The organism is Polaromonas sp., assembly GCF_039930745.1.
Lineage (GTDB): Bacteria > Pseudomonadota > Gammaproteobacteria > Burkholderiales > Burkholderiaceae_C > Polaromonas.
Genome location: NZ_JBDTTH010000026.1, coordinates 1 through 21694, shown reverse-complemented (window position 1 = coordinate 21694; position 21694 = coordinate 1). Strand labels below are relative to the sequence as shown.

Here is a 21694-nt window from a genome sequence, read left to right as displayed (position 1 = left end):
GGCGCTGCTCATATATGTCCCCCTGCGGGTCCGGAAGACCAGCCCTCGGGAGCGCGGGCCGCACCAAGCTCGACCAGCGTCTTGGCCAGGTAGGTCAGGCAGCCCATCACGGCACCGAACAGGCAAAGCGCCAATGCCCACCACACTGGTATTTGCAGGATGAAGGTGGTTTCGCCTTCCCCGTACTTGTCAAACAATGAGACGCCGAGGCGCCAGGTCAGTACCGTCCAGGTCAGGAGCATCAGCAGGTCGCATCCAATGGTGACGCCGCGTTGCGCCCAGCGAGGCAGGTGCATGTACACCAGGTCCACCATGGCGTGCCCGTTTTTCAAGTAACACCAGGGCAGGAAAAAGAAAACAACCACAGCGGTGGCCATCTCCACCATTTCAAAGTCGCCGGGAACAGGGCCCAGGCCGACGTTGATGAGCGCGCGCCCCACGACGCTGACAACCACCATCAGCGCCAGCGCCGACAGGAGCAGCCCGCCAATATAGGCCAGCCACTCAGCCGCGCCATAAATAAATTTGACCATGTCGTATGTTGTATGTGGCGCGGGGCACCTAGGTGCCCCGCTGCATTAAGTTGTCCGTGCCGGTCTTATTTGGAGTATTTGTCCACCAGGGCCCGGGCTTCGGCGGCCAGCTTGGCGCCGTCAATGCCCTTGCCTTTCATTTCGGCCACCCAATCAGACTCGACAACACTGGCGGTACGGCGCCAGCGCTGGGTCTCTGCAATGTCGAGCGCGACAATCTTGTTGCCGGCCTTGACGGCAATCTCGTGACCCACCTTGTCGCCGTCGTCCATGGCCTTGCCGAACATGGCGGCAGCCACCATGCCGGAGTTGTCGTCGATCACCTTCTTGAGGTCGGCCGGCAGCTTCTCGTAGGAGGCCTTGTTCATGGCAAAGGCAAAGGTCTGCGTGTACAGGCCGTACTTGCCCGCGAACGTCGTGTGGTTGTGCACCAACTGCGACACCTTGAGCGCCGGCGTCACTTCCCAGGGGATGGTGGTGCCGTCGATTACGCCCTTGGACAGCGCTTCCGTCACGGCTGGCACGGGCATGCCCACCGGGGTGGCGCCGAGCTTGGTCAGCATGTTGTTGATGACGCGCGAACCGCCGCGAATCTTCATGCCGCGCAACGACTCCAGGCCAGTCACTGGTTCCTTGGTGTGGAACAGGCCGGGGCCGTGGGTGTGCACGCAGATGAGCTTGACGTCCTTGAACTCATCGGCGTCGTACTTCTCGACGTACTCCTGGAAAGCCTTGGAGCTGGCTTCGGCCGTTGTTGTCATGAAGGGCAGTTCGAACGCCTCGGCCTTGTTGAAGCGGCCCGGGGTGTAACCCAGCACCGTCCAGGTCAGGTCGACTACGCCATCCTTGGCCTGGTCGAACAATTGAGGAGGCGCGCCGCCCAGCTGCATGGCGTGGAACAGCTGCACCTTGATCTTGCCGCCGGAGTCTTTCTCCACCTTCTGCGCCCAGGGAATCAGCGCCTTGGCTGGAATGGTCGCCTGCGGCGGCAGCATCTGGTGCAGCCGAAGCGTGACCTGCTGTGCAAAACCAGCGCCTGCAGCGCACAAGGCGGCAACCGCCACAGCGGTTTTAAAGAGGGCTCTTTTTTTCATTTCAGTCTCCGGTGGTAGTGGTGAAAACAAAGGGTACCGCTGCGATGGCAGATCCCCTATGGGGTCATTGCGGATTGTCGCCCCGCAAATTCACCAATGGAACGCTGGGTGGGGCTCTATCAGCTATATGATTTTGATATATCCCATCTCCGGATATCTCAATACCCGACCGCGCCATATCGCTCCTTGACCGACCATCCAGTCGATGGGCAGGAAGTGATGTGAGGCGGCCGGATTTCCTGAGCTTGACGATGGGCTCTTCCCCAGACTCAGGGCGAACGGGAGTCAGTTGCCCCGCCTTGATTTATGAAGTCTCAATAATTAATCAGCCGCGGCGGCGAATGAGTTTTATCGCCCGCATGGATTCAGGCATCTGCGAGCCGGTCTGGCCCGCCAGCGCGTGGCGCAGGTTCTGCTGGGCGATGCGCGAGTGCTCGCGCATGATGGCCTCGGCGCGCGTGCCTTCGCGCCGCTCGATGGCGTCCAGCACCTGGCGGTGCTGGTCCTGCGCCACGATCAGCATGTCACGCGCCTGCGGCGAGTTGGCCTGCGACACGACAAAGCCCGAGGGGGAGGCAAACGGCAGGTTCACCACGCGTTCGAGTTCACGCGCGATCACCGTGCTGCCTGCCATCTCGCTGAGCAGGTTGTGAAAACGCTGGTTCAGGGTGACGTAGCGCAGGAAGGACTCGTCGTCGAGGGCCGGCTGGCTCAGCACGCCGTCGATCTGCCCGAGACAGGCGCGCGCCTCGGCCAGCACCGCGCCAGCCACCCCGCGTTCGGCCGCCAGCCGGGCCGACAGCCCCTCGAGCGTGCCGCGCAGTTCGATCGCCTCGGACACATCGCGCTCTGAAAAAGTGCGGACCGCATAACCGCCATTGACCAGCCCTTCCAGCAGGCCCTCCTGCTCCAGCCGCATCAGCGCCGCGCGAATCGGCGTGCGCGACACCCCGAGCTTTTCAACAATCGCCAGCTCGGCAATACGCCCGCCGCCAGGCAGCTCGCCGGCCAGAATCATTTCGCGCAGACGCAGCTGCGCCTTGACGGTCTGGGAGGCGCCCGGCTCCTGCGTTTCGGCGACTGCCAGGGAAGTGGTTTTGTCGTTCATCTGGACCTCTCAATGTATACAGAAAAGACCTGGTCAGGTTGAATTTTGACCGATTAAATGTATATTTTGATAAATTAATGACTTTAATGTATACATCAATCTCGTTTTTTTGCATAATCGCCGCCTGAGCCGCTGGCCGTTCGAGGCGGCCTGTAGCGCCCAAAACCGCCCACCACCCCCACACCTCCACGGACAAGCGTCATGTTTCCCAAAAACACCTGGTATGTTGCCTGCACCCCTTCCGAAATCGACGACAAGCCGCTAGGCCGGCAGATCTGCGGCGAGAAGATTGTTTTTTACCGCGGCTCCGAAGGCAAGGTCGTCGCGATGGAAGATTTCTGCCCGCACCGCGGCGCGGCCCTGTCGCTGGGAACGGTCTGCGAAGGCAAGCTGGTCTGCGGTTACCACGGCCTGGTGATGGAGTGCGACGGCAAGGTCGCGTCCATGCCCGGCCAGCGCGTGCAGGGTTTCCCGCGGAACCGCAGCTTCCCGGTGGTGGAACGCCACGGCTTCATCTGGATCTGGACCGGCGACGAAAAACTGGCCGACGAAAGCAGTATCCCCCACCTCGACTGGGCCAACAACCCCGAGTGGGCCTATGGCGGCGGCCTGTACCACATCAACTGCGACTACCGCCTGATGATCGACAACCTGATGGACCTGACCCACGAGACCTACGTCCACACCACCAGCATCGGCCAAAAGGAAATCGACGAGACGCCGGTGCGCACCAAAACCGAGGGCGAAAGCGTGGTGACCAGCCGCTTCATGGAAAACGTGATGGCACCGCCCTTCTGGCGCGCCAACCTGCGCGGCAACAACCTGGCCGACGATGTGCCGGTGGACCGCTGGCAGGTCTGCCGCTTCACGCCGCCCAGCCACGTCCTAATAGAAGTCGGCGTCGCCCACGCCGGCAAGGGGGGCTACCACGCCGACCCGAAAGACAAGGTCAGCAGCATCGTGGTGGACTTCATCACGCCCGAAACCGAAACCTCGATGTGGTATTTCTGGGGCATGGCGCGCAACTTCAATCCCAAGGACAAGGCGCTCACGGCACAGATCCGTGACGGCCAGGGCAAGGTGTTTGCCGAAGACACCGCAGTGCTGGAAGCGCAGCAGCGCAACCTCGCGCTGTTCCCCCAGCGCAAGCTGCTGCTGCTCAACATCGACGCGGGTGGCGTACAGTCGCGCCGCATCATTGACCGGATGCTTGCTGAAGAGCAGGTCCTGGCGGCCGCGCAGCCGCAAACGCAGGCGGCATGAGCATGGACAGCCTGGAAGTCAGGGTCGTGCGCAAGCGCCAGGAGGCGCTGGACATATGCAGCTTTGAGCTGGCCCGCGTCGACGGCCTGCCGCTGCCAGCCTTTAGCGCCGGATCACACGTGGACGTGCAGGTGCCTGGCGGGCTGACGCGGCAATATTCGCTGTGCAACGACGCCGGCGAACAGCACCGCTACCGCATTGCCGTGCTGCGCGACGCGGCATCGCGCGGTGGTTCTGTCGGCATGCATGAGACGGTGAAAGAAGGCGATGTGATCCGCATCAGCCCCCCCAAAAACCACTTCCCATTGCAGCAGGCAGCGCGCACCCTGCTGTTTGCTGGCGGCATAGGCGTGACGCCGCTGCTGTGCATGGCGCAGCGATTGGCCACGCTGAACGCCGACTTCACCCTGCACTATTGCACCCGCTCGCCAGACCGCACCGCTTTTCTGGACGAAATCAAGGCATCGGCTTTTGCAGGGCGCACTCAGTTTCACTTTGACGCCGGGCCGGCCGAACAAAAGCTGGACATCGCCGCCACCCTGGCAGGGGCCGGCCCCGGCCACCAGTTGTATGTGTGCGGGCCCACAGGTTTTATCGACCATGTGGTGAGCAGCGCCAAGGCCGCAGGCTGGAGCAGCGAGCAGATTCACCTGGAGTACTTTGGCGCCGCGCCGCAAGACAGCTCGGGCGACACCGCTTTTGAAGTGAAGATTGCCAGCACCGGCAAAACCTATGCCGTCGGCGCGCAGCAAAGCGTGGTGGCGGCGCTGATGGACCAGGGCGTTGAAATTTTGACCTCTTGCGAGCAAGGCGTGTGCGGCACCTGCATTACCCGCGTGCTGGAAGGCCAGCCTGACCACCGCGACATGTACTTTACCGACGAGGAAAAGGCGAAGAACGACCAGTTCACGCCTTGCTGCTCTCGTGCCAAAAGCAAAACACTGGTGCTGGACTTGTAAACCCGGTTCCCTCTCGTTCACGTGTTAACAAAAAGGAGATATACCCATGGCCAATAACAGAGGCGTCGTCTACGTCGAGCAGGGAAAAGTCGAAGTCCGTTCCATCGACTATCCCAAACTACTCAACCCCAAAGGCCGCACCGCAAATCACGGTGTGATCCTCAAGGTGCTGACCACCAACATCTGCGGCTCCGACCAGCACATGGTGCGTGGACGCACCACCGCCCCCGCTGGCCTCGTGCTCGGCCATGAAATTACCGGTGAAGTCATCGAAGCCGGCAAGGACGTCGAAACCCTCTCGGTAGGCGACATCGTCTCCGTGCCCTTCAACGTCGCCTGCGGCCGCTGCCGCCTGTGCAAAGAACGCCAAACCGGCGTCTGCCTGACCGTCAACGAATCCCGCCCCGGCGGCGCCTACGGGTATGTCGACATGGGCGGCTGGGTCGGTGGCCAGGCCGAATACGTCATGGTTCCGTATGCCGATTTCAACTTGCTGAAATTCCCGGATCGCGCTCAGGCAATCGAGAAGATTCGCGACCTGACCTGCCTGTCAGACATCCTGCCCACCGGCTACCACGGCGCAGTGACTGCGGGCGTAGGCCCAGGCAGCACGGTGTATGTCGCAGGCGCGGGCCCTGTTGGCTTGGCTGCTGCTGCATCTGCACGCTTGCTGGGTGCAGCCGTCGTCATCGTGGGCGACGTCAACCCCGCACGCCTGAAGCACGCAAAAAGCGTGGGTTTCGAGATTGTCGACCTGTCCACCGACGTTCCGCTGGGTGACCAGATCCAGGCCATCCTCGGTGTGCCTGAAGTTGACAGCGCCATTGATGCCGTCGGCTTTGAAGCCCGCGGCCATGGCCACGAAGGCGCGCAGCACGAAGCGCCGGCCACCGTACTGAATTCGCTGATGGAAATCACGCGCGCGGCGGGCAAGATCGGCATCCCCGGACTCTACGTGACGGAAGACCCCGGCGGCGTGGACAAGGCCGCCAAGACGGGTTCGCTGAGCATCCGGCTCGGTCTGGGCTGGGCCAAGTCGCACAGCTTCATGACCGGGCAGACCCCGGTGATGCAGTACAACCGGGCCCTGATGCAGGCCATTCTATGGGAGCGCATCAAGATCGCCGACATCGTTGGCGTCAAGGTCATCTCGCTGGATGAAGCACCTGCGGGCTATGCGCAATTTGATGCGGGGGCGCCAGTCAAGTTTGTGATCGATCCGCACGGACAACTTCGGGCCTGAGCAGGCGGCAGGACGGGACGGGCCTCGAGGGCACGCAAGGGCAGGTGCTCGAGCAGGTGGCACCGGGTGCGGCGCCGGCCGGCACGCCTGTCCGGACGGGAAGCCCCGCTGGGGAAGACCCCGTGCCGGCCCTGGAGCGCCGTCCATGCCATAAGATAAGCAGACTCAACACCTTCACCTTTCACATTTCCAAGACTTACCCAAAGGTACAACAAGCATGTCCCAACTCCCCGCCCGTTATGACCATGTCGGCAGTTTTTTGCGCCCCAAATACCTGCTGGAAGCGCGCGAGCAAAAAGCCAAGGGCGAGATCACCCCCGAGCAGCTGCGCAAGGTAGAAGACAAGGCGATCACCGAGATCGTCAAGTTCCAGGAAGACGTGGGCCTGAAAAGCATCACCGACGGCGAATTCCGCCGCACCTACTTTCACATTGACTTTCTGGAGCAGATCGGTGGCGTGAAAACCGACATCCCCGTCACCGTGATTCGCCCCGACGGCTCGCAAGAGCTGGCCCCGCCGGTGATGCGCGTAATTGACAAGGTTCGCCACGTCAAAGACATCCAGCTCGCCGACTTTCAGTACCTCAAGAGCCAGGTGAGCAAGGGCAACACGCCCAAGGTCACCATCCCCTCGCCCACCATGCTGCACTTTCGCGGTGGCCGCGCCGGCATCAGCAAACAGCACTACCCCGAGCTTGACCCTGACTTCTACCAGGACGTGGCCAATGCCTATGGCGACGAGCTGCGCAGCCTGGCCGCCGCTGGCTGCACCTATGTGCAGATGGACGACACCAACCTGGCCTACCTGTGCGACGAAAAAATGCGCGAAGCCGCCCGCCAGCGCGGCGACGACCCCAACGAGCTGCCGCACCGCTACGCCAAGTTCATCAACCTGGTGGTTGCGCAAAAACCCGCCGGCATGACACTGGCCATGCACCTGTGCCGCGGCAACTTCAAAAGCACCCACGCCGCCAGCGGCAACTACGAGCCGGTGGCCGAAGCGCTGCTGAAAGAAATGAACCTCGACGCCTACTTCATGGAGTACGACGACATTCGCAGCGGCGACTTCAAACCCCTGCGCTACCTGCCCAAAGGCAAAACCGTAGTGCTCGGCCTGGTCACCACCAAGTTCGGCGCGCTGGAAGACAAAGACGAACTGAAGCGCCGCATCGAACAAGCCGCCAAATACGCACCACTGGAGCAACTGGCCCTGTCGCCGCAGTGCGGCTTCAGCAGCACCGTGCACGGCAACGACATTGCGGTGGAAGCCCAGCGCGCCAAGCTGCGCCTGGTGATTGAGACGGCGCAGGAGGTTTGGGGTTCGGTCTGACCGCACGGCCCCATTCGCAGAAAAACCGCCTTAAAAGGCGGTTTTTTTATATCAAATTGGCCTCTGGCCCATACCGCACGTGCGCAAGCAGCTATGAATTAGAGAGCAAATTCAGGGCTCAGGGCTCAGGGCTCAGGGCTCAGGGTTCAGGGTTCAGGCTTATTCCGTGCCCACGCGACGGCGTCTGCCACATCGGCTTGCGTGACGCCGAGTCCAGCGAGCCGGGATCGCACCGTGAATTGTTGCAACCGGGCACGCACCAACGGCTCCCTGTCGGGCTGACTGAGCAAACCAGCCAACGCATTGTTGAAATCAGGGTTAGCCAGCAATTGGGCTACGCAATCCATCACATGCTGGCGCACATCCGTCGCAGCCGCTGATAGCTCTTGCGCCATATCTTCACGCCCTTCAATCACGGTGAGGATGTCTTCCAGGTCGTGGCTGGTGTACACATCATTGCGACCCCTGTCATTAAAGGCCTCAAATTTGGTTGCCAAAAAGTACGGCGCAGACAAATGACGCAGCACCAAGCCCGGCGCCACCTCGGTTTGCACGGCAGCGTCAAAACCTGCGCGGTACCAGCGGTTGGCAAAGCCAAGTACCTTTTCGTCCAGCGGCACCAGGTCCAGCTGCATGCGCTGCCAGAACCAGCGAAACGGTGGCGTGTTGTCCTCCATCGTCTGCCTGAAGCCCAGTTGCAGCAGTTCGTCAGCCAATGCGTGGTACCCCGCCAGAGTGGCAACTTCCACAATGCCATCGACATCTTCAGTTGGCCGCACATCCAGCAGGCTGGGCACAGGCAATAAAAGACCCGTGGCACATCCACCCACAAACACCACGCGCTCGCGCAGCGGCCCCAATGCCTGGGCCATGCCCACCAACATGCCAAGATTGGGATTAGCCACGCACAGGCCCTTTCAGCCGCTTGGGAGCCGACGGGTCAATCAGCGCCTGCAGCCGCTCCGCGGCCATTCCGCGCTCACGTGCGCGCCCTATGCGCAAGGCGTCAAACAGGGCCAGCATTTCATACAAACCGGCGTCCCGCATGGCAGCGAAGGGCACACTGTGGTGCAAAGGCTCTATGCCAATGCCACGCATGGTGCCATTGGGGTGCGGCCATACGTAATCCTCGGACCCCGGCGCAAACACACCCGCAAATGCCGGGGCACTATGGCTTGTGGGCACGCCAATAGCTGAAGGTGTCTTGTCGGCTGCGAAGGCATATTTGGCGCCGTGCAGCGCAAACTCAGCCAGCTGATGTGCGTGAGGACGCACTGGGTTATCGGCAGGCGCGTCGTCGTGGCTGACCCGCTTGCGCCGCGCCACACGGTAGATGGCGGCGGGCTCTTGCACCGCCAGCGCGGCCACCTCTGGCGCAAGCGCTTCGTAGTTTTGCACCAGCAACCCCGCCTGCAAGCCGCGCTTGATGCACGCGTGCGCCTCTGACGCACTCAACCCCAGCTCTTGGGCCAGCTGCGCATATGTCCAACGCTGGTTACCCCAAGCCACCAGCTTCAGGGCGACCACAAAATCCTGAGGTTTTAATTGCATAAATTCTACATTCTTGAATTACGAATATAGAATGTAGCTGCTTTACCTGCCACTGGCAAGTTGACGTTAAAAACAGCCCTCGATCCGCCCAGCCCGATAAAGGCCAGGGCAGTTTGCGCCGCCGGCATCATCTTGATGTCACAGATTGCGATATCAAGTTTTCAAACTCGTCGCAAACACGGGAACCCCCATAAAGCCCCCCAGGTGCCTGTTTTACGGGTTTTCTTATAAGAATCCGGCTTCTGCCCAATAGACACGGGCGCAAGCAGCTATATTTTTCATAGCAAATCATGCCCCAAGCACCGGCTGGCGACCACGCCAGCGGCCCGGCCGTAGGGCTTTCCACAGCGGCGCCGGCAGCGCCTCGCCGAAGGTCAGACAGGTACAACAGCAGCGCCAGTTGCCCTGGCAAACGGCCGTTGATACGCGTAGTGAGCTGACGCGTACCTTCGGCTTTCAGTCTGTGCCGTCTTTTGTGGTGATCGACGGGCAAGGCCAGCTGCAAAGCCAGCGCCGGCTACACCACCGAGCCGGGCATGCGTTTGCGCCTGTGGTCGGCCAAGCTCTTCTGAGCCAGCCATCATCAGTGGCCAGGCAGCACTGCGCACTCTCGGACGGCCATTTTTCTTCCCTTCTTCTTTTATGTGGGCGGCGTTCCCGGCCCAGTGATGAAGCCGATGAAGAGGTTCAGCGCCTGCCCTGCCTCCCCAACCGGAGCCAGGATTCCAATCGGGCCCAGAGGCAATTGCAGGGGCCAAGGCAACTCAACGAGCTGTCCGACCTCGATCAGGCGCTCAACCATGCTGCGGGGCACCAAGGCCACCAGGGGCTGTTGGGACAACAGGCGCCAGACCATGGTCGCCGAGGCGGTGACGACGTTGCAGGTATTCACCTTTCCACTAGCCTGCGCCGTCAGTGCGTCGAATGCCTCCCGGGCGGCGACGGAGGCCGGCGTCACCAGCCACGTCGCTTCCAAGAGTTCGGCCATGCTGGTCGAACGCTTGCGGGCCAGCGGGTGGGCGGGCCCGGCAACGACGACAAAACGGTCGTCCCAGACCGGCGTGAAAGACCAGCCCTCCGGCAGCACCGCCGGCGCCCGGCAGATCGCGCAGTCCACGTCCCCATTGGCAACCAGGGCTGCTTGCCTGGCGGCGTCGGCCTCCTGGAGCTGCACCAGCACATCGGGGTAGGCGCGGGCAAAGTCCGGGATCGCGCGTCCCAAAGCGCCACCCATCGCCGCCGAAATTGCTGCGACGCGCACCACCGTCCTGGAGCCCTGCGCCATCGCCGCGGCATAGGTTGCCGTTTCGTCGATCAATTGCAATGACCGGCGCGCCAGTGGCAGCAACAGGTCACCTGCGGCTGTCAGGCGCATGCCGTGCGCATGCCGCAGAAACAGCGGCACCTCCAGCAAATGCTCCAGGTCCGCCAGGGTCTGGGTCGCGGTGGGCTGGCTGATGCCCACGGCCTCGGCGGCCCGCTTGACCGTGTGCAAGTCCGCGACCTTGACGAACAAATGCAGATGTCGCAGGCGTACACGGTTGAGCAGTCGGTTTCGCAGGGTTGTCGCGGTTATTTCCATGGTGTGTGCGCCCAAGGCTTCAATCGGCTTTTTCAATAGGGTGCCCGTATTTTCTATTAGACGGCTATAGGCCTGTGCATCAAACTCGGCAGCAATTCCAAAAAGGAGACAGCCATGCCCCGTCCTCACATCTCTCGCCGCGTCGCCCTCGCATTGGCCGTGGCTGCCCTGTTGGCACCGCCCGCCTGGAGCCAGGCGTATCCGGACAAACCGATCACGGTGGTGGTGCCCTATCCCGCAGGCGCCGCGGTAGACCGGGTGGCCCGCACGCTCGCGCTGGAACTCGGCAAACGGCTGGGCAAGCCGGTCCTGGTCGAGAACGTGAGCGGCGCCTCCGGTTCGATAGGCGCGAAGAAGGTTCAGCGCGCACCGGCAGACGGCTACACCCTGCTGCTGGGGACCGTGAACGACATGATGGTGGCGCCCGTGGTGATGAAGGCGGGCTACTCGCTCAAGGACTTCACGCCGATCGTCAGGTTGTCGACCAACAGCACCGTGCTGGTTGCGCACCCCAGCTTTCCGGCCAACACCATGGACGAGGTAGCGGCCCTGGCCAAGCGCGACAAAGAGCCGCTGCTGGCCGGCGCCACCGGCGTCGCCATGATGCAGACCATAGGCGGAAGCATGGTCGCGGACGCGGGCGGCTTCAAGCTCGAACACGTCGTGTACAAGGGCGGCGCTCCGCTGTTGAACGACCTGGCCGCTGGCCAGGTGAAGCTGGGCACCATTGCGCTGCTCTCGGCCCTGCCGATGATCCGTGACGACAAGCTCAAGGCCATTGGCGTGATTTCGGGTCAGCGCGACCCGACCGCTCCGCAGATCCCCACGGTCAACGAGGGCAAATTGGTCAAGGGTGCATCGGCCGACTTGTGGACCGGCCTCTTCGGGCCCGCCAACCTCCCCGAGCACATCACCACCAAGCTCTCTTCGGCCCTGCGCGAAGTGCTCGCGGATGCGGTCTACCGCGAGGGCGAATTCAAGACAGGCAGCATCGTTGCCGAGTGGACCAGGCCGCAAGTCTTCGAGCAGTACCTGCGCCAGGAAGAAAAGCGCTTGCATCCCCTGCTGATCAAAGTCAAAACAGAATGACGGTGGACCCTGCGTCGCTGCAACGCACCGTCACCCCTGAAGGCATCGAGATCCACTACGCCAGGGCCGGCCAGGGGCTGCCCCTGGTGTTCATCCATGGCGGCATGGGCGACTGGTCTTCGTGGGCGCCGCAGTGGGATGCGTTCACTCCCCATTTCGACTGCTTCACCTACAGCCGCCGCTACAGCAGCCCCAACCGGAACGCGATCACCGACACCGACCACTCTGTGGTGGCGGAGGCACGGGACTTGTCCCACTTGCTGGCCCACTGGAAGGCCGAACCGGCGATTCTGGTAGGGACTTCTTACGGGGCTTACACGGCACTCCAGCTGGCTTTGCAATGGCCGGAGAAAGTGCGTGCCCTGGCGCTGACCGAGCCGCCCATCCTCTCGTTCGCGGACCGCATGCCCGGGGGCAAGGATGCACGGCTGCGCTTCGAGCGCGACGTGCTCCGCCCGGCCGACCAGGCCTTCGCCGAAGGCAGGCCCGATGCCGCGGTCCGGCTTCTCACGCAGGGCATCAACGGCACCGGCCCCGGTGAAGCAGCAACACCGGCGGGCCAGGAGCGGCGGCTGCGCAATGCCCAGGCCATGCGTGCTCTTTCGCTGTCTTCGAATGCGTATCCCGCGCTCGACGAGCTGGCGCTGAAAGCATTGCGCATCCCCATCCTGCTGCTGCACGGCGACCGGACGCTCGATGTGCATCGGGCCACCACGGCCGGGCTGGCCGGCTTGCTGCCGCACGCACAGCTCACCGAGGTTGCCGACAGCAGCCACGGCGTCCACCGGGACAACCCCGGCGCATTCAACCGCATCGTGCTTGAGTTCCTGGCACGGCACGCCTGCCACGAAACAGACGCCTAGATCAGGGGCGTTTCCGCTACAGTTTTCATAGCTGCTTGCACCCGTTCCATATGGGCTGGAGGCCTATTTGATGGGTATCGGGCGCCCAGCACACTGTGGACGGCATCGAGTTCATCGAATACGCCACGCTGCGGCCCCAGGCGCTGGGGCAGGTACTAGAGGGCATGGGCTTCCGACACCACCGAGCTGAGCATGCGGCTGCGCCTGTGGTGGGCCAGGCTCGTCTGAGCCGGCCACTTCGGGCGACCATGAGGCACCGGCCAGGCCCTTGCGGGGATTACGCCTGCAGCTATCAAAACACGAGCAAACGGCAGACTTCGCCAGCAAGCCTGCGGTAAAACCAGTCGGCTAATTTGCTGCCTGGCTGGCTGGTTGGTTGGGGTTGCCGGCATCCCTTTCATCCGCCTGAAACAGCATCTCGCGCCGCCGCCCGGCCGTTCCGTCGCAATGCGCTCCGGCGCCGCCCCGCGCGCTCCTACCATGGCGTCCAGTTTCAACCCCGTCAACACCCACGGAGCTCACCATGTACCTCACACCGCGCAGAATCACTCTCGTTTTTTGCAGTCTGCTGCTGACGGCGGCCCAAGCCATGGCTGCGCAAGCCGGCTTGCGCCAGATCACCATTCCAGGCACCACGGCAGATCCCGCGCCCATCGTGGCGGCCCTGTATTACCCCACGCAGTCGGCCGCGCGCACCATCGCCATGGGGCCGTTCAATGTGAACGTGGCCATGCGCGCCGCGCCAGAGGCCAGGCTCAAGGGCCTGATCCTCCTGAGCCACGGCACCGGTGGCAGTGAACTCGGACACAGCAGCCTGGCCGAGGCGCTGGCGCAGCGCGGCTATCTGGTGGCCGCACTGCGCCACCCCGGCGACAACTGGCAGGACCTCTCTTTGCGCCAGGGCAGCCTGGCGCGTTATGTCACAGAGCGGCCGCGGCAGGCTTCGCGCGTGATCGACGCCTTGCTGAACGACCCTGAATGGAAAGACCGCATCGCCAGTGACGCCAGGGGGCCACGCGTCGGCGCCGTGGGGCATTCGGCAGGTGGCTACACCGTGCTGGCCCTGGCGGGTGGGCGGGCCGAGCCCGCACGCTTCGACACGCACTGCAGCGCCAAGCGGGCCGAAGACCCCATTTTTTGCAGCACAGGAAAAGCGCTCGCGCCCGTAACGAACGATGGCGCCACGGCGCCGTCCATTCCACCTTTGACCGATCCACGCGTGCGGGCTGTTGTGGCCATGGCGCCCATGGGGGCCTTGTTCAACGCCGCTTCGCTGGCGCAAATCCGCATCCCCGTGGCGCTGTACGAAGCGCAGCAAGACCGTTTTCTGGTGCCACGCTTTCATGCCGAATGGGTTGCCGCGAATATGCCCGGTGTTGACATGCACCGGGTGCCCAATGCCTGGCACTTCGCGTTTTCAGACGCGCCCACCATGCCCATCCCGTCCGAAGACGGCGACATTGGCGCCAACCCGCCGGGCTTTGACCGCGCTGCGTTTCTGGGCCGGCTGCAACGTGAGCTTCCTGCGTTTTTTGACAAGGCACTGAACTGACAGCCCGAGAGAAGGCAGCCACTTGTGCGGCGCCGCGTCCGCCTACCGGGCCAGCGGCTTGTTCTGCGCCACCGCCGCGTGAATCAGCGCTTTGAAGGCCGCCTCGTCGATGACATCACCCTCACCCAGATCAATGGCACGCCGGGTGTTGCCGTCCTGGCTGGAATTGAACAGGCCTGCCGGGTCCCTGAGCGCAGCGCCTTTGGGAAAGGTCAGCTTCACCTTGGCCTTGTAGGTTTCGCCGGTGCAAATGATGCCGTCGTGCGACCAGACCGGCAGGCTCCACTTCCACTCCTCGACCACCGCCGGCTCCGCCTGCTTGATCAGCGCCCGGACATGCGCCAGCGTCTTGCCCCGCCAGTCGTCCAGGCTGTCGATCTTGTCGTCGATCAGCGCGGAGGCAGACTCAGCCGCCACGCCTTCCTTCGGTTTGCTGGGGCCCTTGGTCATGCTGTTGCTCCGTTCTTTTTCAATCGTTACAGCGCTCGCCGATTTCCATTCACATTCCGAGGTCACGGCAATGGACCTGCTTGCCTCGCCCACCCATCCCCGAGCCGCAAGACGGTCGCAGGATCAGGCAGGCCGGATCACCTCCGCGCCATCCCGTCACTGGACACCAGGCGCAGTGGCGCCCGCGGCCCGGCGAAATATGGCTTGCCGCTACCCAGCACAACGGGGTGAAGGTAGATGCGGTACACATCGATCAGGCCCAGTTCGGTGAGGCTGCGCGCCGGGGCCGGCCCCCCCCACCACGATGCCGCCACCCACCTGCGCAGGGCTACAGCAAGCAACAGGTCAAGCAAAGATCAGGGGTAGTTAGGCGGAAGTCCAAAGCCAGTGGTGGGGTCACTGTAGTTCGCTGCGCAGCTTTCGGAGGTATGCTTTTTGATCGTCACACGACCGGTCACCTCAACCGTTTGTTTGTGCACCATGTATACAAAGATTGTGCCGTTGTCTATTTCGCCTACGACGCGGTAGTGCCAGGGGATATTCCATTCGAAAGATGATGGCCCAAACATGGGCCGGCCCTGCTCATCAAGCACCGCCGCTCCCATCGCATCCGTACGGGCAACACCGTGGCTCGACTCCACTCTGTCATTGGCCAACCAATGGTTGACACCGGTCAACGGCACGCATGCGATGCCGAGCCAGGGACCAAAAGGATGCTCCACACCGTTTTCATGGGCGAAAGCCCCAGCGGCCACCGCCTTGAATTTGCCTTCGCGCACCTCCACGTTGGCAAAAGACACACCGATCGGCTCGATGTCCGCTTCGGCAATAAATCCTGCATGCGCGGCGTATTGGACATGGGCAATGGTTGACCCTGGAACCTTTCGGAAAATCACCCCATTGGGTGCCACTACCTTGATATTGACAGTCGTAAGTTTCGCGGGAAGTGCGGCTTCACTCCAGACCTCCAAACCCATATCACCCCCTGTGCTTCCCAACGTGAGGGTCGCCGTACCTGCCGCAGTGTTCACGAGACTCAACCTGCCGGCCACGCCCGACTTGAGTTTCCATTTGACGCCGTCCGCCAACACCGCTGCGAGAGCGCCAAGCGGCGTCACCGTTACGCTCAACTGGATCACTTCGCCCACGCCATAGCGCCCTTTCCCCCTGTGCACGATCGCCACAGCGGGCGTGAGTACTCCTTTTACATTTGCCATCAAAAATACCTCCTCAAGGGTTTGTAATGGACCGGTAAACGTTGAATGGAAATGGCGGCACCGTTACGCTTCTTCGTGCGGCACGCTTATGGGCTCAGCTTATCCCTTTCCTTGCCCGACTAGGCCCGCGAATGTGGTGACAGCCATCACATCTTCTCACCGGGCAACTGGCTGGCCTGCTTGATCCAGGCCATGAGCTGGGCTTCGTCGAGTTCGGCGTCTTCACGGATATCCAGGTAACGCGTGTCCTGGCTTTTGGATTCGCCCGGCGGCACCGGCGACAGCGACAACCCGCGGAAGAAGGTCACCTTTACGTACTTGTTGAAACAGTGGAATCTGATAAACCAGCCCTCCTGCCCCGGCGCCCCATAAAACGGCGAGTTCCATTTGACTGCCTTGCGCACACCGGGCACGGCAGCAACGATGAGCCTGTCAACGCGGCGGCCAACGTCCTGCTTCCAGCCCGACATGGCCGCGATGTAAGCCTGCACCGATGCGTCGCCATCGCCTTCAGGGATTTGCGGGTTGCCGCCAAAATGAGGTGACAGCCCCGGGTTGATCAAGCAGGCACATAGGTCAACCTGATCACGTCCTCGGCCATCCGGTCGCTGCCCACAAGGCGCAGCGGCGGCCGGGGCCCGGCGAAATAGCGCTTGCCCTGGCCCACCACCACGGGGTGCAGGTAGATGCGGTACTCGTCGATCAGGCCCAGCGCCGTCAGGCTGTGCGCCAGCGTCGGGCCGGCCACTTCAATCTCGCCCTCGCGCTCAGCCTTGATCTGGCGGATCGCGCCCTCCAGATCATCGCCAACCAGCGTGGCATTGGGGCCGACCGACTTCAAGGTGCGCGAGACCACCCATTTGTGCTGCCTGCGCCACGCCGCCGCGAAGGCGCGTTCATCGGCACCCCAGTCAGGATGCTCGTCGTCCCAGTAACGCATGACCTCATACATGACGCGGCCGTACACACAGCCCGCCTGCCCCTGAACCTCTTCGATGAAGTGGCGGAAGAGCGTGGGGCCTGGCGCAAACGCCGTGTGGTCGATGTAGCCGTCCAGTGACTGGTTCATTCCGAAGACGAGTCTGGCCATGGCTGCTTCCTTTCAATCAATGCACGCCTAAGCGGTGCTGATGGCGGACATCACATTTTCTCGCCAGGCAAGCGGCTGGCCTGCTTCACCCAGGCGACGAACTGCGCTTCATCGAACGCGGCGTCTTCACGGACGTCGAGGTAACGCGTGTCCTGGCTTTTGGATTCACCCGGCGGCACGGGCGACAGCGATAAGCCGCGGAAGAAGGTCACCTTCACGTACTTGTTGAAGCAATGGAAGCTGATAAACCAGCCCTCCTGCCCCGGCGCCCGATAAAAGGGCGAGTTCCATTTGACCGCCTTGCGCACACCGGGCACGGCAGCAACGATGAGCGCGTCCAGCCGCCGCCCAATATCCTGCTTCCAGCCCGGCATGGCCGCGATGTAGGCCTGCACCGGTGCTTCGCCTTCGCCTTTGGGAATTTGCGGGTTGCCGCCGGAGAGGAGGACGGGTTTGGCGGGTTGTGCGGCGGGTTGGGGTTTCGGTTTGATCATTGCATGCGCCTCATGACTGACTCGCCCTGCAGTTTGCGTGGGGGTCGGTGGAAGAAGGGGCGACGGGCAGGGTGTGCTGTGCGCCAGAGTGGGGTTGGGAGCGGGTGGCGCCTGCTGCGAGGGCGGCTGCGGCGAGGACCACGGTTCTGCGTTGCATGTTGGCTCCTCCAAAAAATGAAACTTTCAACATCTGGCCCCACCGAATGAAAGTCGTCGCCGGATTTCCCATCAGCAATTATTTGGCTCGGGTGCCTGTCGCGCCTCTCTTACTTGCAACCTTCTTTATGAATAAGGCGAGTTGCATCAACAGAAAACAAGGAGTCGCAAATACCAAGATCACAAGAATGCTACCTAGCGTGTATGCCACCGCGAAGCTCTCCCGTGTGTAGTTCGGTATAACTTTTCCATTTTGCTCAAGGCGCAGCAACACAGCGGTGCCTGGACCACCGAAAACGAGAGACATCATCGTTCGCATCCGAAAATAGGTTGCTTTTGCCGGTGCATCAGGCACATACCACTTCCCGCAGGCATAGCTTGAAGCGAGAGGGCTGACACTACATGCCAGAATCACGTCTCCAATTTGAACGCCTGTATCGCAGTGTCGACCGCAGCTCTTGAACTCGAAGGGTATGCCTTCGACAACTTTCAAGTCGGAATAAGGGGCTTGTGGATAAAGCCACCAAAACAGGCCCAGGCAAGCTAGGGTATAAGCAATTGCAAACAGCGCGCGTTGGCTCATCCAGACTTCCTTCTTGAACGCGTTCGATGGGGCCGTTCAAGAAAACGACACACCGAATCGCTCTTTCAATCGCTCGACCGTCGTGCGCCACTTGGGGGTGGTCGGCTTGCAAACACTGTTCTGGTTGCCGAAGAAACCAATCTCCTGCACTGCCTTCTCAAGCGGCACCGTATGCAACCACTCCACCGGTACAAACCATTCGCAGCGCTCAGGGTCGCCGACCAATTCACGGTGGTAATTTCCCAGTATCAACACGTCCAGAGCGGGAGCCTCTCCGTTTGGGGTGATTAGCTTGAAATCAGCAGCCTGCTGCGCTCGCCCAATCACACTCCCCACACCAACGTAGCCAGTTCGGGGAATATTGACCCAGATGCGGTCACCAATATTGAGCAATTGCAGAGTACGGCTGTACCACGCCCCACCGCCCGCGCTGACAAATCCGTACTGCCTCGCCTCCTCCCACGAACGACTACCGGGGTCGCCGAAAGATACATAAAACTCACCGTTCCACGGTTCAGCAGGCTCACTGGAAGGCGGAGTGACGTTGACCTGCGTGTGTATCGGGTCCAGCAGCCAGGATCGGCTTAGCAGTTGATCGACGCCATGAGCGAATACCTGAAAGCACAACACATTGATGGAGATGTCGCGCTTATTCAGGTAGGCAACGATGCGCTCGGTGCTGTCATCCAGTTGAGAGGCGACGATGACGATCTGGTGCGAGTCGTTAAGCGTCTCCTCGTCCAGCGTTTGGCCAAACCGGGCACGAAAATCATCCGACAGACTTTGGTTGGGCTTGAAGCGGCGATAAATCGCGGAAATGTCTTCAGCGTGCAAACCCTCAACCCAACTCGCGTAATCGACGGCCTGCGCCACGACATCACGAGGCGTGCGTGCGCGCTTCAGCTCAATCAATATGAGCGACCCATCCGGCGCGATGGCCAGGAGGTCAATGATTCCCCCAAACCCAGTTCGTTCCTGGCGCCCAATCAGCATCCATGCGTCTGAAAGCAGCTGGGGCTGAGCGACGATCATCTCTTCCAGCAACCTTTCGCTGGGCAGGACTGCTTCCCTCAATTGCTCAGGCTGCGCCGAGACTTTCCACAGGGCTGTATGAACCGCCACCCTTTAAATGCCCAACGGAAGTTGCCGTGCGTCAAATCCCATCGCCTGCATCTCGCGCCGGAAATGAGTCATGGCCAAAGGAAAAGCCTGAGCGACGAGAACATATTGATAAGGCTCTGGTTCAATCAGTGAAACCGCTTCAGCCTCTTTGACTTCGGCAGGGTAGTCAAACTTAGCCTCGTACTCCGCGCTGAAGGTAGCTTTTTTGTCCTGCTTGCCGTCATTGGTGGCTTCGGCAATCAAGGAGATTTTCACAACAGCTTGCAGGGTGCCGCCTGCCACCGTAGGTACGGCCAAACCGACCTCAATATTCTGGGTCAGCTGGATCGTCCAACTTTCAGAACCATTGGCGGGGCCTTTATTTTCACCGTGGAAAGCAAGAGCCCTGAATGAAACAAGCTTTGGACGCTTCTCTACGAGTTCCATTTTTTCGTCTCGCTCAAATAGGGGCGGAGTGTTGTCTTGTCCGGTCCACGTGGCGTGCCGCCACGATAGTTCGCCATGACGAGAATTTGCGCCGTCCGCGTCGTAGACGCCACTTGCTTGTCTTGCGTAAAGTCAGCCGACAAGCCTTTTTCATCAACCAGTTCCCAAAACGCGGCTTCACTACGGCGAACCAGACGTAACAGCGAGTCCATAGACTCAGATTGGGAAACATCGTCGTTCTCGTACTTGCTGAACGCAACCGGCCCGCCACCAAAGAGTTTGGCAGCCTGGTCTTGCGTCAGCTTGTATTTTTTGCGCAGGGCAACAATCTCGGTGCCGGTCAGCAGACCATCCACCGACTTGCGAAACGCCATGATGGCCCGCTTGTTCTTCTTGCCTTCTGCCGCACCCGCAAAGTCCGAATGGCAGGTGTCGCATATTTGGTAGTGCATGGGCAGCATTGCTGTTTTGCCCCTGTATTCGCTCTCAACCTGGTCCACGTGATCAGTCACGTGACCTTCGCCACAAATCGGGCAGAGCTCTTTGTCGTTCATGTTCAATTCCATATTAGGCGTGACAAGAAAATGTCAACACCAGCGTGCCAAGCTTGTTGATTGCAAACTTAAGGAAATACTCCATCAGCATTTCTTTTTGGGCTGTTGGCACCCATTCTTTTCTACATACTGAGTAAGCGTCACAGGCGGCCCATGCGCCTTTGCCGTTGTCACACCACTCGGAATCAATGTAATCCGTCTTACGGACGAGCTGAATAAGGCCAGCTACCTGTTCTACATCACCGCCAAAATATTTACCGACATCTGCAACGCAGTCCCGGGTAAACAACTTCACACCGGTTTCGTCCCGAGCAATCGCCTGAATTCGCCCCAAGTCATATAGCGGACCGCCCGGAATCTTTTCACCCCCGCCTTTGGACGGCGAAGTTGAAATGTACTCCGAAATGACGTAAAAATTTACCATCGTGGTAATTTTAGAGCTGTTTTAGGGGTTATTTCTTAAAGATACCTGTATATTTAACCATGGGTAATCGCTTTACCCCACCCGGTCGATCGAGCCCTGACCTTGGCTTTCGCGCACAGAGCAGTTCACGGTTGCATTGACCAAGGCCTGCTTGGTTTCGATCTCAGCCACGATTCAGCTACCGGCGGGCCGCCTTCATCGCTTCCACCACCTTCATTGTCTCCACGCTCACCGTCATCACCCGCGAGAGCAAGTCAATGACTTTTTCCTTGTAGTCGGCAAAGCGGTAGGTGTCGAACTTCTCGCGAATGGTGGGGTCCTTCGGTTTCTTTTCCTTGTACTGATCCAGTACCCAGTCAATGGCGCTGCGATTGCCGAGTTTGTAGATCCAAGCCTCAGGTGGTACGCCACGCAGCGTGGTTTCGCTGTCGAGCATGATGCTGCCCGCGGCGGGATCGGCGCGCAGGATGGCTTTGGGGGACAAGCCCGCGGCGCGGACTTTCTCGTCGGGTGTGTCGGTGCGGGTGAGCGGGGACAGCGCGACCTGCTCATAGCCGATGTGGAGTTGCATCAGCGCCTCGCCCCAGGCGGCCCACTGCCAGAAGTCGGCGTAGAAGGGAATGCGTGGGAACTCGCGTTTGAGGTTCTGCGCGTACTTCTCTCGATACAGCGGGTCGTGCAGCACGGCGTAGCAGTAGTGAAAGATGGCTTCCTTGGTGATCTTGCGTGCACCCTTGCCCTTGCCGATTTCGTCTGCGTACTGGGCAGCGAATTGCTTGAGTGCCCAGTCGGTGATGTTGTCAACGAGCTGGCCATCTTCCGCCTGCACCCAGCGCGGCACGGACTCGGTTCCTCCATTCCCACGCTTTAGTAGGCAGTAGTCGAAAGGCCCTTGAGTTGCAAGGGACGCAAGTGGGTTCGACGAGTGAACGCAGAGAAAGGCAATCGTAGGGTTCACTGAATCGCCCCGGGTTTCGTGGAGGCCCGTTGGGTTAAGTCAGACTGTTGTGG

At 61.1% G+C, this 21694-nt stretch carries 24 protein-coding genes; 7 read left to right on the top strand and 17 right to left on the bottom strand.

Annotation, left to right across the window (positions count from 1 at the left end; all coding sequences use genetic code 11):
• Positions 1-8 precede the first annotated feature (8 nt).
• The 3 genes from ABI660_RS10595 to ABI660_RS10585 form a co-directional block, all read right to left on the bottom strand.
• Positions 9-533, bottom strand: coding sequence for a TRAP transporter small permease (locus tag ABI660_RS10595; RefSeq protein ID WP_348067687.1), 525 nt, complete (start codon positions 531-533; stop codon positions 9-11).
• A gap of 65 nt (positions 534-598) precedes the next feature.
• The gene (locus tag ABI660_RS10590) at positions 599-1627 is read right to left on the bottom strand and encodes a TRAP transporter substrate-binding protein (RefSeq protein WP_348067685.1); all 1029 of its coding nucleotides are present in this window, start codon (positions 1625-1627) and stop codon (positions 599-601) included.
• Between the two features lie 325 nt (positions 1628-1952).
• Positions 1953-2735, bottom strand: a complete 783-nt coding sequence (locus ABI660_RS10585) for a GntR family transcriptional regulator (RefSeq protein ID WP_348067683.1) — start codon at positions 2733-2735, stop codon at positions 1953-1955.
• A 201-nt stretch (positions 2736-2936) separates the two neighbouring features.
• Here ABI660_RS10585 and ABI660_RS10580 point away from each other — a divergent pair, with 201 nt between their 5' ends.
• The 4 genes from ABI660_RS10580 (at position 2937) to ABI660_RS10565 (ending at position 7530) form a co-directional block, all read left to right on the top strand.
• Positions 2937-3998 (top strand): aromatic ring-hydroxylating dioxygenase subunit alpha, encoded by a 1062-nt coding sequence (locus ABI660_RS10580; RefSeq protein WP_348067681.1) that lies wholly within the window; start codon positions 2937-2939, stop codon positions 3996-3998.
• Positions 3995-4957, top strand: coding sequence for a PDR/VanB family oxidoreductase (locus ABI660_RS10575; RefSeq protein ID WP_348067679.1), 963 nt, complete (start codon positions 3995-3997; stop codon positions 4955-4957). The genes ABI660_RS10580 and ABI660_RS10575 overlap by 4 nt, the downstream gene beginning before the upstream one ends.
• 46 nt (positions 4958-5003) lie before the next feature.
• Entirely contained in the window at positions 5004-6200 is a 1197-nt protein-coding gene (gene fdhA / locus ABI660_RS10570; protein ID WP_348067677.1) for a formaldehyde dehydrogenase, glutathione-independent, read from the top strand.
• A gap of 217 nt (positions 6201-6417) precedes the next feature.
• Positions 6418-7530: a 5-methyltetrahydropteroyltriglutamate--homocysteine S-methyltransferase gene (locus ABI660_RS10565; protein WP_348067675.1), complete on the top strand. Its 1113-nt coding sequence runs from the start codon at positions 6418-6420 to the stop codon at positions 7528-7530.
• Between the two features lie 146 nt (positions 7531-7676).
• Here the strand turns inward: ABI660_RS10565 and ABI660_RS10560 are convergent, their stop codons facing one another.
• The 3 genes from ABI660_RS10560 to ABI660_RS10550 form a co-directional block, all read right to left on the bottom strand.
• Positions 7677-8435 (bottom strand): hypothetical protein, encoded by a 759-nt coding sequence (locus ABI660_RS10560; protein WP_348067673.1) that lies wholly within the window; start codon positions 8433-8435, stop codon positions 7677-7679.
• The gene (locus ABI660_RS10555) at positions 8428-9081 is read right to left on the bottom strand and encodes a hypothetical protein (protein WP_348067671.1); all 654 of its coding nucleotides are present in this window, start codon (positions 9079-9081) and stop codon (positions 8428-8430) included. The genes ABI660_RS10560 and ABI660_RS10555 overlap by 8 nt, the downstream gene beginning before the upstream one ends.
• Before the next feature lie 640 nt (positions 9082-9721).
• Positions 9722-10699: a LysR family transcriptional regulator gene (locus tag ABI660_RS10550; RefSeq protein ID WP_348067669.1), complete on the bottom strand. Its 978-nt coding sequence runs from the start codon at positions 10697-10699 to the stop codon at positions 9722-9724.
• 78 nt (positions 10700-10777) lie between these two features.
• Here ABI660_RS10550 and ABI660_RS10545 point away from each other — a divergent pair, with 78 nt between their 5' ends.
• From ABI660_RS10545 to ABI660_RS10535, 3 genes are all read left to right on the top strand, one after another.
• Complete coding sequence (locus ABI660_RS10545; protein WP_348067667.1) at positions 10778-11752, top strand: tripartite tricarboxylate transporter substrate binding protein; 975 nt, start codon at positions 10778-10780, stop codon at positions 11750-11752.
• Positions 11749-12615, top strand: a complete 867-nt coding sequence (locus tag ABI660_RS10540) for an alpha/beta hydrolase (RefSeq protein WP_348067665.1) — start codon at positions 11749-11751, stop codon at positions 12613-12615. The genes ABI660_RS10545 and ABI660_RS10540 overlap by 4 nt, the downstream gene beginning before the upstream one ends.
• 523 nt (positions 12616-13138) lie before the next feature.
• Complete coding sequence (locus ABI660_RS10535) at positions 13139-14167, top strand: dienelactone hydrolase (protein ID WP_348067663.1); 1029 nt, start codon at positions 13139-13141, stop codon at positions 14165-14167.
• Positions 14168-14209: 42 nt separating this feature from the next.
• On the opposite strand, the gene ABI660_RS10530 is transcribed toward ABI660_RS10535, so the two are convergent.
• From ABI660_RS10530 to ABI660_RS10480, 11 genes are all read right to left on the bottom strand, one after another.
• Positions 14210-14617 (bottom strand): DUF1801 domain-containing protein, encoded by a 408-nt coding sequence (locus tag ABI660_RS10530; protein ID WP_348067661.1) that lies wholly within the window; start codon positions 14615-14617, stop codon positions 14210-14212.
• A gap of 356 nt (positions 14618-14973) precedes the next feature.
• Entirely contained in the window at positions 14974-15834 is an 861-nt protein-coding gene (locus ABI660_RS10525) for a hypothetical protein (RefSeq protein ID WP_348067659.1), read from the bottom strand.
• 146 nt (positions 15835-15980) lie between these two features.
• Positions 15981-16397: a DUF1801 domain-containing protein gene (locus ABI660_RS10520; RefSeq protein ID WP_348067657.1), complete on the bottom strand. Its 417-nt coding sequence runs from the start codon at positions 16395-16397 to the stop codon at positions 15981-15983.
• Positions 16394-16924 carry a dihydrofolate reductase family protein gene (locus tag ABI660_RS10515; protein ID WP_348067655.1) on the bottom strand — a complete coding sequence of 177 codons (531 nt, stop codon included), beginning with the start codon at positions 16922-16924 and terminating at the stop codon, positions 16394-16396. The genes ABI660_RS10520 and ABI660_RS10515 overlap by 4 nt, the downstream gene beginning before the upstream one ends.
• A gap of 50 nt (positions 16925-16974) precedes the next feature.
• Positions 16975-17418, bottom strand: a complete 444-nt coding sequence (locus ABI660_RS10510) for a DUF1801 domain-containing protein (protein WP_348067653.1) — start codon at positions 17416-17418, stop codon at positions 16975-16977.
• Between the two features lie 235 nt (positions 17419-17653).
• Positions 17654-18157, bottom strand: coding sequence for a hypothetical protein (locus ABI660_RS10505; protein WP_348067651.1), 504 nt, complete (start codon positions 18155-18157; stop codon positions 17654-17656).
• Positions 18158-18193: 36 nt separating this feature from the next.
• Entirely contained in the window at positions 18194-19279 is a 1086-nt protein-coding gene (locus ABI660_RS10500; RefSeq protein WP_348067649.1) for an endonuclease NucS domain-containing protein, read from the bottom strand.
• A 3-nt stretch (positions 19280-19282) separates the two neighbouring features.
• Positions 19283-19705: a hypothetical protein gene (locus ABI660_RS10495; protein WP_348067647.1), complete on the bottom strand. Its 423-nt coding sequence runs from the start codon at positions 19703-19705 to the stop codon at positions 19283-19285.
• On the bottom strand, positions 19693-20259 hold the full coding sequence (locus ABI660_RS10490; protein WP_348067645.1) for a type II toxin-antitoxin system MqsA family antitoxin: 567 nt from the start codon (positions 20257-20259) through the stop codon (positions 19693-19695). The genes ABI660_RS10495 and ABI660_RS10490 overlap by 13 nt, the downstream gene beginning before the upstream one ends.
• A 13-nt stretch (positions 20260-20272) precedes the next feature.
• Complete coding sequence (locus tag ABI660_RS10485; RefSeq protein ID WP_348067643.1) at positions 20273-20683, bottom strand: hypothetical protein; 411 nt, start codon at positions 20681-20683, stop codon at positions 20273-20275.
• Between the two features lie 178 nt (positions 20684-20861).
• On the bottom strand, positions 20862-21641 hold the full coding sequence (locus ABI660_RS10480) for a type ISP restriction/modification enzyme (RefSeq protein ID WP_348067641.1): 780 nt from the start codon (positions 21639-21641) through the stop codon (positions 20862-20864).
• Positions 21642-21694 lie beyond the last annotated feature (53 nt).

Excerpts from the sequence above, each read along its gene's own strand:
- ABI660_RS10595 (WP_348067687.1), bottom strand. The coding sequence starts at position 533 with ATGGTCAAATTTATTTATGGCGCGGCTGAGTGGCTGGCCTATATTGGC.
- ABI660_RS10590 (WP_348067685.1), bottom strand. The coding sequence starts at position 1,627 with ATGAAAAAAAGAGCCCTCTTTAAAACCGCTGTGGCGGTTGCCGCCTTG.
- ABI660_RS10585 (WP_348067683.1), bottom strand. The coding sequence starts at position 2,735 with ATGAACGACAAAACCACTTCCCTGGCAGTCGCCGAAACGCAGGAGCCG.
- ABI660_RS10580 (WP_348067681.1), top strand. The coding sequence starts at position 2,937 with ATGTTTCCCAAAAACACCTGGTATGTTGCCTGCACCCCTTCCGAAATC.
- ABI660_RS10575 (WP_348067679.1), top strand. The coding sequence starts at position 3,995 with ATGAGCATGGACAGCCTGGAAGTCAGGGTCGTGCGCAAGCGCCAGGAG.
- fdhA (WP_348067677.1), top strand. The coding sequence starts at position 5,004 with ATGGCCAATAACAGAGGCGTCGTCTACGTCGAGCAGGGAAAAGTCGAA.
- ABI660_RS10565 (WP_348067675.1), top strand. The coding sequence starts at position 6,418 with ATGTCCCAACTCCCCGCCCGTTATGACCATGTCGGCAGTTTTTTGCGC.
- ABI660_RS10555 (WP_348067671.1), bottom strand. The coding sequence starts at position 9,081 with ATGCAATTAAAACCTCAGGATTTTGTGGTCGCCCTGAAGCTGGTGGCT.
- ABI660_RS10545 (WP_348067667.1), top strand. The coding sequence starts at position 10,778 with ATGCCCCGTCCTCACATCTCTCGCCGCGTCGCCCTCGCATTGGCCGTG.
- ABI660_RS10540 (WP_348067665.1), top strand. The coding sequence starts at position 11,749 with ATGACGGTGGACCCTGCGTCGCTGCAACGCACCGTCACCCCTGAAGGC.
- ABI660_RS10535 (WP_348067663.1), top strand. The coding sequence starts at position 13,139 with ATGTACCTCACACCGCGCAGAATCACTCTCGTTTTTTGCAGTCTGCTG.
- ABI660_RS10530 (WP_348067661.1), bottom strand. The coding sequence starts at position 14,617 with ATGACCAAGGGCCCCAGCAAACCGAAGGAAGGCGTGGCGGCTGAGTCT.
- ABI660_RS10525 (WP_348067659.1), bottom strand. The coding sequence starts at position 15,834 with ATGGCAAATGTAAAAGGAGTACTCACGCCCGCTGTGGCGATCGTGCAC.
- ABI660_RS10515 (WP_348067655.1), bottom strand. The coding sequence starts at position 16,924 with ATGGCCAGACTCGTCTTCGGAATGAACCAGTCACTGGACGGCTACATC.
- ABI660_RS10510 (WP_348067653.1), bottom strand. The coding sequence starts at position 17,418 with ATGATCAAACCGAAACCCCAACCCGCCGCACAACCCGCCAAACCCGTC.
- ABI660_RS10505 (WP_348067651.1), bottom strand. The coding sequence starts at position 18,157 with ATGAGCCAACGCGCGCTGTTTGCAATTGCTTATACCCTAGCTTGCCTG.
- ABI660_RS10495 (WP_348067647.1), bottom strand. The coding sequence starts at position 19,705 with ATGGAACTCGTAGAGAAGCGTCCAAAGCTTGTTTCATTCAGGGCTCTT.
- ABI660_RS10490 (WP_348067645.1), bottom strand. The coding sequence starts at position 20,259 with ATGAACGACAAAGAGCTCTGCCCGATTTGTGGCGAAGGTCACGTGACT.
- ABI660_RS10485 (WP_348067643.1), bottom strand. The coding sequence starts at position 20,683 with ATGGTAAATTTTTACGTCATTTCGGAGTACATTTCAACTTCGCCGTCC.